This is a genomic window from Roseibium sp. SCP15, assembly GCF_040329435.1.
Taxonomy (GTDB): Bacteria; Pseudomonadota; Alphaproteobacteria; order Rhizobiales; family Stappiaceae; genus Roseibium.
On sequence record NZ_JBDZYI010000003.1, the window covers coordinates 397,179 to 410,144 of the forward strand.

Genomic DNA, 12,966 nt, shown 5'->3' on the forward strand with positions numbered 1-12,966 from the left:
ATGAAGTTTCAAACGGAATCCGGAGTGCTGACCTGCACTCCGACCCGGCTTGTCGTGGCCGGCTGGACCGGACGGGACCGCGCTGCGGTGGATCACCACATCGAGGAACTGGCCGCCATCGGCGTGCCTGCGCCTTCCGCAGTTCCCCTTTACTATCAGTGCTCGCCGTCGCTGCTCACACAGGAGACCCGCTTTCAGGTTCTTGGTTCCGACACTTCCGGCGAGGCGGAACCTTTTCTTCTACAACACGAAGGAACGACCTGGATCGGGCTTGCCTCAGATCATACGGACCGTGCCCTGGAAGCCCACTCCGTGGCCGCCTCCAAGCAGGTCTGCGCCAAGCCGGTTGCCGACTCGCTTTGGCGGTTTGATGAGGTCAGCGACCGGCTCGACAGCCTCAAGCTTCAGTCGTGGATCCGCGAGAACGGGGACTGGGTGCCCTATCAGTCAGGGGCGCTGGCATCGATCCTGCCATTGCAGGATCTGATATCGGGTGCTGGTCTGACAAACGGAACCGCCATGCTTTGCGGCACCTTGCCGGCAATTGGCGGGGTGCGCCCGGCAACTGAATTCAAGATGGCTCTCACGGATCCGCAAAGTGACCGGTCGATAGAATGGGCCTACAAGACCTCTTACCTTGAAGTTGTTTCGTGATATCCATCCGTTGTGTCATTTAAAAAAGGACCAGAACGCAATGAGCACCCCGTTTCCCTGGAGCAACAAAAACACCGAGAGCAGGCTTGAAACGGCTCTTGAAAGAGCTTCCGGGGAAGCAGCCGCCTCTTCTGTCTTTACCAAGCTGCTGAGTGACCGGGCCCGCCGGCAGGCATCTGCCGCAGCTGATGGTGACTCACCGCTTGCAGGTGCACTCATCAGCGTAAAGGCATTGTTTGATGTGACCGGCGAGGTAACGACTTCTGCAACGAAGGTTCTGATAAACGACCCTCCGGCCCAACAGGACGCGCCAGCAATTGCCCGCCTCGACGCTGCAGGTGGTGTTTTTGTGGGCTTGACCAACATGTCGGAGTTCGCCTATTCCGGCCTCGGTCTCAATCCGCACTATGGCACGCCGCAGAACCCGGCCTACCCAGGCTGTGCTCCAGGTGGATCGACCAGTGGCGGCGCGGTCTCCGTTGCGCTCGGAATTTGCGACATCGCCATTGGCAGTGACACTGGCGGGTCCTTGCGAATTCCGGCGGCATTCACCGGCATCACGGGTTTCAAGCCGACACAGGCGTCTGTCGCGATGGAAGGTGGCAAGCCTCTTTCCGACAGCCTCGACAGTTTCGGCCCCATGGCAAGAACTGTTGCCGAATGTGAACTTGCCTGGCAGGTCATGTCCGGCAGGCCTCTTGCCCCGTCCTTTCCCGCAAAGGCACGCCTTGCAGTGCCGGTGAACTTCGGTTTCACGGAAATGGATGAGCAGGTCGCCGATGGCTTCAAGGCCGTTGTTCAAAATCTGCGGAACGCCGGACTTGAGGTGATCGAAAAGGAACTCGACTGCATCGAGCTCTACGATCAGGTTCCGCCCTGGCACATGACATCCGTGGAATCGCGCGCGCATTACGAAGACCATTTCCAGGCTTCACCTGATCAATTCGACTCACGCGTTCATTCGCGCATGGCAAGGGCTGAGGAAATCACTGCAGTCGAGTATCGACAGACGCTGAACCGGCGCGCCAAGCTTATTGCAGCCTTCAAGGAAGAACTCGGACAGGACATCCTGCTTTTGCCGACGACCCCCAAACTGCCCCCAAAGATCGAAGACCTTGCCGACGACGAAACCTTCAATCGTCTGAACCTCTTGGCCCTACGCAATCCGTCTCTCGGCAACGTCGCCGACGCGTGCGGCATCGCCCTTCCTTACCAGCATGGCGGCAACGTCTTGAGCGCTATGTTGATCGCCAGCGGTGGTCGCGACGACGCACTCCTGGCATGTGCGAAAGTGGTGGAGCGTACGCTGGCAGACCCGATCTAAGCCAGCGACCTAGTCTGCCAACGACATAGCTGTGGCATCGCCCGCTTTTCTCCATGGATTGATGCGTAAGCCTTATGTGCTCGAGCCAACACTCAGATCCTCGACAACTTTCTTCACGCAGTCGATAAACGCCCGCTGCTTGAGAGTTGCGCCACGGCGGCTGGGATAGATCGCCGACAGGGTTGCCTCAGCAGCAGCCCAGTTCGGCAAGACCGGCTGCAGCGCCCCGGACCTGCATTCGGAAGTCACCGCATAGGCCGGAAGCAAGGCGACACCTCCATCCGCGACCGCAAGATTTCTGAGTGTGGGAAAATCGTTGACTATCACGGCACCGGTCACATTCAGATCCTGATGTTCATCTTCCTGCGTCAACGTCCAGTGCACCGTCCTGTCCCCGCTCGCCATAACCAGACACCGATGGGACAAGAGATCTGCGGGTGATCGAAGCGGAGGCGACCTGGTGAGATAGCCGGGACTGGCATAGAGGTTTTGAGGCAAGACGCCTATCGCCTGCACCATCATCGACGAATCCTGATTTTCACCGATACGAAATGCCAGATCGAAACCGTCGTCGATCAGGTTCGTGCGCACGTTCGTCAACTCCAGGACGACCTGAACGTTCCGGCACAACTCGGTGTAAGCCGCAATGGCCGGCGCGATGATCTGTTGCCCGACCAAGACGGACGCTGAAATCCGCAACTCTCCGGCAGGTTTAGCCAGGCTTTTCTCGACGACAGCATCCGCGGCATTCGCCTCTTCCACCATCAGACGGCAATAGTCTGCATAACAGATCCCGATCGGTGTCAGCCGACTGCTGCGCGTGTTCCGCTCGATCAGCTGAACTCCCAACCTCTCCTCAAGCCGGGCGAGACGGCGGCTGACATTCGACTTCGGTAGCTTCATTCTATCCGCAGCACCCGTGATGCTGCCAGCTTGCGCAATAGCCGCAAAGATCGCCAGATCGTTCAAATCTCTTTGTTCCAATTTTAGAACTCTCTTTTGAAATTTCGCATAATTGATCCAAATATGGATCAGCCTCATATTCCGATCAAGCAAGACGACGCGATCGACCGAACATCTCCGGAAACGAGATTTCTCCTCACCCGCAAGTCCTGCCTGAAGACGCTTTCGTTCTGCATCACGGCAAACTGGCGTGTTCTCGCAACTCACTGCCCACGTGGCATTTTTACGATGCCCTGGGGCCGACAACTCGTTGAAAGGGGACGACAATGTCCAACAAGTTCGCTGAATTTCTAACGCCCGACAACGCGGTCCTGGCCATGATCGATCACCAGACCGGCCTGCTCGCCAGTGTGCGTGATATTCAACCTGAAACCCTTCGCAAGAACATCAATGGCCTGACGAACATGGCCAAAACCGCAGGAATTCCATCTGTCGTGACCGCTTCCATGCCGGAAGGTCCGAATGGCCCTGTCTCTTCGGAAATCACCAATGTGCTGGGTTCCGAAGTGATCAACCGCGCCGGTGAAATCAACGCCTGGGACTCTCCGGAATTCAAGGCGGCGATCGAGGCAACCGGCCGCAAGAAAATCATCATGGCCGGTATCGTCACCGATGTCTGTCTCATGTTTCCGGCTCTGTCCGCAGTCGCCGAAGGCTACGACGTCTACGCGGTCGTCGATGCGTCGGGCACCTGGGACGAAGTCACCCGCGACGCTGCCATGCTTCGCATGAGCCAGGCGGGCGTCAAGGTCACCACCTGGGCTTCGGTTCTCGCAGAGGTCATGAACGACTGGCGCTCTGAACACGGCTACCCGCTTGGCGGTGTTCTCGGCGGCCACACCGCCTATGGGCTGGTTTACGAGAGCTACCTCGCGCAGCAACCCCAACAACAGGCAGCGGAATAACGCAAGCAGATTGCCCTGGCGCGATGGCGCCGGGGCACAGCCGGGAGTAACCAGCATGGCAGGCAGATTGATTGACGGCACATGGACCCGCGAAGGCGCCAGCATGGCGTCAAAAGACGGACGCTATCATCGTCAGGAAACCGATTTTCGCAACTGGATTTCACATAAGCCCGGCGCACAATTTGCCCCGGAAGCGGGTCGCTATCATTTGTATGTCAGCTACGCCTGCCCCTGGGCCCATCGCACCTTGATCATGCGCAGCCTGAAAGGGCTGGAAAACACGATCTCCGTCTCTGCGGTCGCCCCGGTCGTCGACCAGGATGGCTGGGAGTTTTCCGACGCAGGCGGCAGGTATTCCGATCCGCTGTTCGGCAAGCGCTTTCTCCACGAAATCTATACGCAGGCGGATCCTTCTTACACTGGCCGGGTCAGCGTTCCAGTGCTCTGGGACAAGGAACTGAATACGATCGTCAGCAATGAATCCGCGGAAATCATCCGCATGCTGAATTCGGAATTTTCCGATTTCAGTTCCAATGACAGGGATTTTGCACCGGCCGATCTGCTTGAGGAGATCGATGCGGTGAACGAGCTCGTCTACCGGAAGATCAACAACGGTGTCTACCGCTGCGGTTTCGCAGCAACGCAGGACGCCTATGAGGAAGCGGTCACCGAACTTTTCGATGCCCTGAACACGGTTGAGGAGCGTCTGGAAAAGACAGGATATCTCGTCGGTAACTGCTCAACGGAAGCTGACTGGCGTCTGTTCACGACCCTGATCCGGTTCGATCTGGTCTATGTGTCATTGTTCAAGTGCAATCTCAGGCGGATTGCCGACTACCCGAACCTCTCCAACCTGTGCCGCAGGCTCCTGCACACCGGCAAAGTCGCGGAAACGGTGAAATTCGATCAGATCAAATCCCACTATTGGGCGAGCCTACGCGCCCTGAATCCAAGCGGCATTGTTCCCATCGGCCCGGAGGTTTCGTCATGACGATGCCGATCACGATTGCGGTTACCGACCATGTCCCGCTCGCACAAAAGAATCGCTATGAAGCGCTGGTCGGAGAACTTCATCGGCTCTTCGCGGCTCAGGAGGGTTTCCAGTCGGTCGACACGGTTCGCCATCAGCGGCCCGACGGTGTTGAATACACAGTGCTGCTGCGCTGGGCTAACCAAGATACGGCGGACAACTGGCGCGAGAACGCCGAAATCTCAAGGAAACTGTCCCAAATCGAAGAGATAACGGGAGGGGCAACGCAGTATGTGGAAGCCGCCGGTCTCGGCCTCTGGTTCGATCATCCCGACAACGCCGCCCCCTTGCTGCCCCCGTTCTGGAAGCGCGTTACGTTGAGCGTTCTGGCGGTCTATCCGATGCTGATGTTGCTGCTCGCGTTGAGCGCTCCCTTGATCGGCAACCTGCCGCAACCTGTCCAGGTCCTAACCGTCGTCATAGTCTTATCCGCATTGCTGACCTGGCCGATCATGCCGTGGCTGAGCAAGCTTCTACAGCCCTGGCTGGCGCCCAAGTCCAAGTGAAGGCAAGACCCATGCTCCCGGACTACCACCTCAAGGAAAATCACGTCAGTAAACGGAGCGGCTTGCCTGCCGACATCCGGCAAACCCTTCTGGAAAGCACACGCTCAGAGTGGCAGAACCATCCCAGATACGGCGGCAAGGCCGGCTTTTTCATGATGATCCATCGGGATCTGATCGACGGCGCAGCGAAACTGAACAATGCCCTCGAACGACTGCTGGATATTCCGAAGAGCGATGCCGGCGCCGCGTTCAATCAGATGAATGTGCTGCCCTTTAGCAGACGCCTCATCGGATTTGCACACCATCATCATGAAATCGAGGACCACGCCTACTTTCCGCAATTTGTCCACCTCCATCCGGAAATGAACCGAGGGCTCGCGTTGCTGGATGGGGATCACAAGGTGCTGGACGTAGCGTTGGCAGACACCCAAAAGGCACTGGATAATCTCGCGTCCTCTGAAATCACCCGGGACCAGTTGTCCGCGCTTTACGCTGGCGCTCAGTCGCTCCAGGCAATTCTCGAGCGTCATATCTGGGACGAAGAGGAAATCATCATCCCGATACTTCTGCAGCATGCTTAACTAGCAGCTCCTTTGACGGCGAGGAGTTCCTCTGACGATCCCTCGCATCACATCTAAACCACGGGCGGCGGTAACGAGACCCTGTAGGCGCGTGCGAAAGTAGTTGAAAGGAGTTTGAGGTATTGAAAGCTCTCTACGAATTAATAGTCAAACGCATCGAACAAAGATGCGACATCGATAGAAGACTCATATCCTGGAGCTTGCACTCCCTCTAAGCCAAAGGTGAAAAAATACTTTCTCGCGGCTCTCCAGCCTCTAACCAAACTAGGAAACACAACCTCTAGATCGTCTTGACTTTGCTGACCATCGAGCTCGCGCCAAGCGCCTGCAGCTAGCCAATTGCCACGAGCTAATTCGCTGCTAGAAGGTGTCGGTGAAGAATAGCCATACCTAGTTTGAAGTATACGATTTCTTAATACACAAGCTCGTCGAACTATATTCAACGTCCATCCATCCAGAGCTTTCAGCTGATCAGAATTTTCTATAAGACAATAGAAACCCATTAGACCACGCATTTTTCTTAGCTGCCCACCATCGTATAAGAAGCCTTTTATTTCCTGCTCCTTTAGACCACCATAGAAGCCTCTTCTCATTTCGTAGATCAGGCCCAACAAGTCCCAGTCATACTTCCCAGAGCTACTCGCTCTTGATGAATCATATCCATACTTAAGCGCATTTATTAGATATATATTGATCAGTCTGGATACTTTTATTTTAAGCTTTTCCGCTGTCTTCCCAGGCAAAGAAAGTCCATTTTCTGTAAATTCATAGCCCAAATATGTAAAACTATTAATAGTTCTTATTTCATGGGATTTGCTTGCTAAAACAGCAATTCCAGGTGACTTACCTCTATTTATTATTAAGCCACTTTCTTCACAATGATAGTCGAAGCATCTTTCTAGTCTCTGAGCCTCTTCATATCGGCCACAAATCGCGACAACATCGTCGGCAAACCGCACGAACTTCCCGGACTCGGCAGCTAGTTTTCGGTCCAAATCATGATTCGCCAAATTTGCAAGTAACAGCGATGCTGATGACCCCTGAGGCGTTCCGTTAATTCGCCGTTTGAAATTTTTGCTACGATGATCGGACCGGTCACCATACCTATGATGCAAGAACGACCGAAACACATACCGTTCATGCGGCGTTAGACCCAGCACCGACTTGTCTGAGATCTTTTTTTTCAAATAACTTGAAGGAATGTTATCAAAATACTTCTCAAAATCTATCTGAACAGCAAATAATTTACCCCTCCTATCAAAATCTTTAAGCGCCAGAATTGCATCAAATACATTTTTGTCCGGATGATATGCATAAGAGTGAGGGGAAAGTCGTTTTTTGTTTCTTTGTAGAGTGCGTCTTAGCAAAACATTTGCTAACGCTGCATCCGGAATTCCAAACGCCATGATTCCACGTTTAGAACCGTCGTGTTTTGGAATCTCAAAGAAATATGCAGGTGCAGGATCGTAGTCCTCACGCAAAATACTGTGCCAGATCGCAGTCGCAATGCCGTTGGCATTTCTTTTACAGTATTTAGGGTCAAAATGACGATGCGGGAAGCTTGATGTGCGCATCTTAGGAAGACCTGGCTTTATGCCAGTTCTACGATGAAATTTTTCACGATATTTTTCTTCTGCTTCAGACGCAAGTCTCTGCTTATCAAACGCTTTTTTGCAGAGTTTTTTTATCTCTGCTCGGATTTCATTTCGCATTCTTACGCCTTGTAGAGGCGGTGAGGCGCATAGAGTAAGGGATTCCGATAGCTATTACACCACCGTCACCAGCCCAGTTTCCCAGAAAGGTGTCATTAGCACTATTAGTACTAGGTAAGTCGCGCCCCACCTAGGCTAAACGCCATGTCTCGAACTTGTTTGAAGTGATGGTGGAGGTCAACCACAAATTGAACTATCAAGAAAACAAATCAACAGTATAGTTGCTCCAATTGCTCAGCCACTTGCGAGCGAAGCAGCCCATACACCGGACTTAAGCAGGTCCTCGATAACTTCGCGCACCAGGTTACGGACGGCTTCCTGGGCGTGTGTAACCGGCTGTCCGGAAGGATAGAGCAGATAGGCCTCGCGCCGTAAACCCGGCGCAGCAATCCGGCTGACAGTCAACTCCCCAGTCTCGACTTCTTGCAAGGCGGCGTGCAAGGGCAAGATGGATGCACCGAAACCGGCGGCGACCAGACGTTTGATGTTGGAGAAGGAATCGATCTCGACGGCCACATTCGGCTCGATCCCGAGCGTCTGCAGCTTTCTGTCAACCAGAAGGCGCAAGCCGTGCGGAGCGCTTGGCAGAACCAGTGGCACCCTGTCCAATCCCGAGAGCTTGATCTCCTCAGGCGCATTGGTACCGCCCTGCCACAAAATCACCAGCTCTTCCTCCAACAAGCGCTCTGAAACGATATTGCAGCCCCTGTACCGATTGTAGAGCAACGCGATGTCGACCCTGCCCTCAGACAACCAATCGGCAATAAAGCCACTCATGGCTTCTGCAATATTGATGGTAATCCGCGGATACCGCTCCCGGGCTGCCATGATCAGAGGAAGTGCAATCATGCCGCTGAGCGTACCTGGAATGCCAACGCGAACGGTTCCCATCGGATCGCTTTCCAGATTGCGGATGTCGTCCTCTGTGCGCGCAAGATCGTTCAGGATCGCCCGCGCGCGCAGCACGAGTAACTTGCCGGCTTCAGTCGGCGTCACTCCCGCGCGGCTTCGGTTGAGGAGTCGCGCACCAAGTCGCTCTTCCATGTTTTTCAGGTGCAACGACAAGGCAGGTTGCGCGACGTTCAGGTGCTCAGACGCCCGCGTCAAAGACCCTTGTTCCACAATTTCCAGGAAATAGCGTAGCTGTCTTATGTCCATGAGGGTTCGGCCTGCAGATCCTTTTCATATATATTTTATATGAAAGTCATCCAAAACATATATTTGTTTAATGCTTGATCCTGCGCATAATTTGGCAAGCACATGAATTCAGTAAATCTGGTTTGCCGATGAACGTTCTTGAAGACAGTTACCGCGACATACGCGATGGCGTACGCGCATTGTGCGCGCAATTTCCTGCCGAGTACCATCGCAAGGTCGATGCGGAACGCGGCTATCCGGAAGAGTTCGTCGCCGCCCTCACCCGTGAAGGCTGGTTGGCGGCGCTGATACCGGAAGACTATGGCGGCTCGGGTCTCGGGCTGACCGAAGCATCTGTAATCATGGAGGAGATCAACCGGGCGGGCGGGAATTCCGGAGCCTGTCACGGGCAGATGTACAACATGACGACGCTGGTGCGTCACGGTTCGGAAGACCAGCGCCGAAAATACCTACCAAGGATCGCCGCCGGAGAGCTGCGACTTCAATCCATGGGCGTGACTGAACCGACGACAGGAACTGATACGACTAAGATCAAGACGACCGCGGTCAAAAAAGGAGACCGGTACGTCGTCAACGGCCAGAAGGTATGGATCAGCCGAGTCCGGCATTCGGATCTGATGATCCTTCTCGCCCGCACAACACCACTTTCTGACGTTGCAAAGAAGTCCGAGGGCATGTCCATTTTCCTGGTCGATATCAAGGAAGCCTTGAAATCGGGCATGGAAATGCGTCCGATCCCGAACATGGTCAATCACGAGACCAACGAACTGTTCTTCGACAATCTTGAGATCCCCGAAGAGAACCTGATTGGCGAAGAGGGAAAGGGCTTCAAGTACATTCTGACGGGTCTCAACGCGGAAAGAACGTTGATCGCCGCCGAATGCATCGGCGACGGGTATTGGTTCACCGACAAGGCGGTCGCATACACCGGTGAACGTGAGGTCTTTGGCCGGCCGATTGGCCAGAACCAGGGCGTCCAGTTTCCAATCGCAGAAGCCTTTATCGAAATCGAGGCCGCCAACCTGATGCGTTACAAGGCCTGCACTCTCTATGATGCCGGAGCCTCTTGCGGAGCGGAGGCCAATATGGCGAAGTATCTCGCTGCAAAGGCAAGTTGGGAGGCTGCCAACGCCTGCATCCAGTGCCACGGCGGTTTCGGTTTTGCCTGTGAATACGATGTTGAACGCAAATTCCGGGAAACGCGGCTCTACCAGGTGGCACCGATCTCCACAAATCTCATTCTTTCCTACGTAGCAGAACACGTACTTGGCATGCCGAGGTCATTTTGATGGAACTTCCACTTGAAGGACTTGAAGTCATCGCGATCGAACAGGCTGTTGCCGCCCCTTTCGCATCTTCAAGGCTTGCTGATGCCGGCGCACATGTCATCAAGGTCGAAAGGCCGGAAGGTGATTTTGCCCGTGGCTACGATGACGTGGCCAGGGGGCAGTCCAGCTACTTCGTCTGGCTAAACCGGGGCAAGGACACGGTAACGCTCGATCTGAGATCAGATTCCGACAAGAGACAGCTAGGGGAGCTCATCGCGAAAGCGGATGTCCTGATCCAGAATCTCAAACCTGGAGCCCTCGCGCGTCTCGGTTTCGATCTCGGGCAACTCCGGCAGGAACATCCGCGTCTCATCACATGCTCGATCAGTGGCTATGGCGAAAGCGGTCCCATGGCCAACCGCAAGGCCTATGATCTCCTGATCCAGGCGGAATCCGGCCTTTGCTCGATTACCGGCAGCCCGTCCGAGCCTTCGCGGGTCGGCATCTCGGTCGTCGATATTGCAACCGGTGCGACCGCCTATTCCGCTATTCTGGAAGCCATTATCCGGCGTGGCGCCACGGGCAAAGGCGCGCAGATTTCCATCTCGATGTTCGATGTCATGGCGGACTGGTTGACGGTTCCGCTTCTGAACCACGAAGGCGGCCACACTCCAAAACGCATCGGCCTCGCCCATCCTTCCATCGCACCTTATGGTGTCTTCTATCCCAAGGAAGGTCCTCCGATCCTGATTTCGATCCAGAGCGACCGCGAATGGGTCAAGCTTTGTTCCGACTTTATCGGAAGAGCCGAACTCGGAACCGATCCGAGATTCGCCACCAATGTCGAGCGGGTTGAACACCGGACGGAAACAGACGGTATCGTCGCCGCGGCCTTTGCCGAGAAGACAGCAGAGGAAGCCGTCGCGTTGCTGACCAAAGCCAACATTGCTCTGGCATCCGTGCACGACATGGAAGGCCTGTCGACCCATCCGCATTTGCGCAGAATTACCGTCGGCAGTCCGAATGGTTCCCTCTCCTATCCCGCGCCTGCACCGATTTTTGAAGGCGAACCGCGCGAATATGGCCCTGTCCCCGCCCTCAAACCGGAGGACAAGTGACAGTGGAATTGGATATCGACCATCTGCGCAGTTGGATTGGCCGCGAAGACAGTGCCTCGCAGGTTCTGAGCGAAACGCTTGTCTGTCAGTTCAATGCAACATTCGACAGGGATTTCAAGGCTGAACCAGGTGCGGTTGCACCTCTTCTCATTCATTTTTGCCTTGCCCAACCAACCGTGTCCACCGAAGAGCTTGGGCCGGATGGGCACGCCGCTCGCGGCAGCTTTCTTCCTCCGGTTCCGCTCCCGCGGCGCATGTGGGCCGGAGGAGAGTTTTCGTTCCATGGTGACATTCGCGTGGGAGATCCGGTTAAACGAGTTTCCACGGTCAAGGATGTTGTGATGAAGCAGGGGCGCACCGGCCAGCTCTGTTTCGTGACCGTAGAACATGAGATCTTGTCCGCTGGACGGCTGGCGTTGACCGAGCGGCAGGACATCGTCTATCGGGAAGCCCAAACCGCTTCCTCCCCGGTCAGAAGACCCGCGACTGCCCCCGCACTGATCGTGGAACATTCGCACCGCATTACGCCATCAGCTGCCTATCTCTTCCGGTATTCTGCAATGACGTTCAATGCGCATCGCATTCACTATGACCGGGACTATGTGCGTGACGTGGAAAACTATCCAGGCCTGATCGTGCATGGGCCCTTGCAGGCAACCCTGCTCTGTCAACTCGCGGCCGATATCAGCGGCAAAACACCGGCGGTTTTTCGCTTTCGCAGCGCGTCCGCACTTTTCGACACCGACGATTTCATGATCAACGCTGCCAACACCCCAGACGGTCTGACGCTCTGGACTGCGCGTCCTGATGGCCCGATTGCCATGGAGGCCCACGCCCAATGGTAGACCTGATCCAGGCTCCGCTGTTTGTTCCCGCTAATCGGCCGGACAGATTTTCAAAGGCCGCTGCCTCCCAAGCCGACGCCATCATCCTCGACCTAGAGGACGCCGTTTCCGCACAAGACAAAGATACCGCACGCGCAGCGCTGACCTGCGGTTTCACGGACAAGGCCGTCATCGTGCGGATCAATGGCATCGGCACACCCTGGCATTCGCAGGATGTTGAGGCGATCGGGAACCTTCCAGTCTCAGCCGTCATGCTGCCGAAATCTGAGGACGCACATGCGATTTCTGCGCTTTACGCCTCACTCGGACACCGCGTCCCCGTGATCGCCTTGATCGAAACGGCAAAGGGCCTCGCGAATGTTCGCCTCATTGCCGAACTTGACGGAGTTGTCCGCCTGGCCTTCGGCTCGATCGACTACTGCGCGGACCTTGGTTGCGCCCACCAAAGAGAGGTTCTGCTTCCCGTCCGTTCCGAGCTGGTGCTTGCCTCCAGGCTGGCAGAAATCGCTGCTCCGATCGACGGAGTGACAGCACAGCTACATGATGCTGAAACACTCAGGGAAGACACGAAGCACGCACGCAGCCTGGGCATGACCGCTAAACTCTGCATTCATCCAACCCAAGTGCTCGAAGTCAGGCAGGCCTTTGCTCCAACGAAAGAAGAACTCTCATGGGCCCAGCGCGTTCTGGGTTCAGGCGATGGTGCAGTTTCGGTTGATGGCCAAATGATAGACGAGCCGGTTCGCATACGGGCCCGGTCAATTCTTGCGTCTGCGTCGGAACCGGTGCCATCGAACCTCTCACGCGATACTGATCTGAGCTGATCTCCGCGCGCCACTTTTGCTTCGGCGTGTTGGAGCATTCAGCTCACTGATTGTTCAAGGAAACGGCGATTTTGTTCG

Annotated in this window: 13 protein-coding genes; 10 read left to right on the forward strand and 3 right to left on the reverse strand. The window is 55.3% G+C overall.

Features of this window, described 5'->3' with window-relative positions:
• Positions 1-654: a DUF2848 domain-containing protein gene (locus ABLO27_RS15725; protein ID WP_353033884.1), complete on the forward strand. Its 654-nt coding sequence runs from the start codon at positions 1-3 to the stop codon at positions 652-654.
• 40 nt (positions 655-694) lie between these two features.
• Complete coding sequence (locus ABLO27_RS15730) at positions 695-1,978, forward strand: amidase family protein (protein ID WP_353033885.1); 1,284 nt, start codon at positions 695-697, stop codon at positions 1,976-1,978.
• Positions 1,979-2,050: 72 nt separating this feature from the next.
• On the opposite strand, the gene ABLO27_RS15735 is transcribed toward ABLO27_RS15730, so the two are convergent.
• Positions 2,051-2,962 carry a LysR family transcriptional regulator gene (locus tag ABLO27_RS15735; protein ID WP_353033886.1) on the reverse strand — a complete coding sequence of 304 codons (912 nt, stop codon included), beginning with the start codon at positions 2,960-2,962 and terminating at the stop codon, positions 2,051-2,053.
• A 245-nt stretch (positions 2,963-3,207) separates the two neighbouring features.
• Here ABLO27_RS15735 and ABLO27_RS15740 point away from each other — a divergent pair, with 245 nt between their 5' ends.
• From ABLO27_RS15740 to ABLO27_RS15755, 4 genes are read left to right on the forward strand one after another with little or no spacing between them, the layout of a single operon-like run.
• On the forward strand, positions 3,208-3,846 hold the full coding sequence (locus ABLO27_RS15740) for an isochorismatase family protein (RefSeq protein ID WP_353033887.1): 639 nt from the start codon (positions 3,208-3,210) through the stop codon (positions 3,844-3,846).
• A 55-nt stretch (positions 3,847-3,901) separates the two neighbouring features.
• On the forward strand, positions 3,902-4,837 hold the full coding sequence (locus ABLO27_RS15745; RefSeq protein ID WP_417714800.1) for a glutathione S-transferase family protein: 936 nt from the start codon (positions 3,902-3,904) through the stop codon (positions 4,835-4,837).
• Positions 4,834-5,382, forward strand: a complete 549-nt coding sequence (locus ABLO27_RS15750) for an antibiotic biosynthesis monooxygenase (RefSeq protein ID WP_353033888.1) — start codon at positions 4,834-4,836, stop codon at positions 5,380-5,382. Before ABLO27_RS15745 ends, ABLO27_RS15750 begins: the two co-directional genes overlap by 4 nt.
• An 11-nt stretch (positions 5,383-5,393) precedes the next feature.
• Complete coding sequence (locus ABLO27_RS15755; RefSeq protein WP_353033889.1) at positions 5,394-5,963, forward strand: hemerythrin domain-containing protein; 570 nt, start codon at positions 5,394-5,396, stop codon at positions 5,961-5,963.
• A 140-nt stretch (positions 5,964-6,103) separates the two neighbouring features.
• On the opposite strand, the gene ABLO27_RS15760 is transcribed toward ABLO27_RS15755, so the two are convergent.
• Entirely contained in the window at positions 6,104-7,675 is a 1,572-nt protein-coding gene (locus ABLO27_RS15760) for a reverse transcriptase domain-containing protein (protein ID WP_353033890.1), read from the reverse strand.
• 234 nt (positions 7,676-7,909) lie between these two features.
• On the reverse strand, positions 7,910-8,833 hold the full coding sequence (locus tag ABLO27_RS15765; protein WP_353033891.1) for a LysR family transcriptional regulator: 924 nt from the start codon (positions 8,831-8,833) through the stop codon (positions 7,910-7,912).
• Positions 8,834-8,961: 128 nt separating this feature from the next.
• On the opposite strand from ABLO27_RS15765, the gene ABLO27_RS15770 reads away from it, so the two are divergent.
• From ABLO27_RS15770 to ABLO27_RS15785, 4 genes are read left to right on the forward strand one after another with little or no spacing between them, the layout of a single operon-like run.
• Positions 8,962-10,122: an acyl-CoA dehydrogenase family protein gene (locus ABLO27_RS15770; RefSeq protein ID WP_353033892.1), complete on the forward strand. Its 1,161-nt coding sequence runs from the start codon at positions 8,962-8,964 to the stop codon at positions 10,120-10,122.
• Entirely contained in the window at positions 10,122-11,219 is a 1,098-nt protein-coding gene (locus ABLO27_RS15775) for a CaiB/BaiF CoA transferase family protein (RefSeq protein ID WP_353033893.1), read from the forward strand. The genes ABLO27_RS15770 and ABLO27_RS15775 overlap by 1 nt, the downstream gene beginning before the upstream one ends.
• A gap of 2 nt (positions 11,220-11,221) precedes the next feature.
• Positions 11,222-12,064, forward strand: a complete 843-nt coding sequence (locus ABLO27_RS15780; RefSeq protein ID WP_353035049.1) for an FAS1-like dehydratase domain-containing protein — start codon at positions 11,222-11,224, stop codon at positions 12,062-12,064.
• Entirely contained in the window at positions 12,058-12,888 is an 831-nt protein-coding gene (locus tag ABLO27_RS15785; protein ID WP_353033894.1) for an HpcH/HpaI aldolase/citrate lyase family protein, read from the forward strand. The genes ABLO27_RS15780 and ABLO27_RS15785 overlap by 7 nt, the downstream gene beginning before the upstream one ends.
• Positions 12,889-12,966 lie beyond the last annotated feature (78 nt).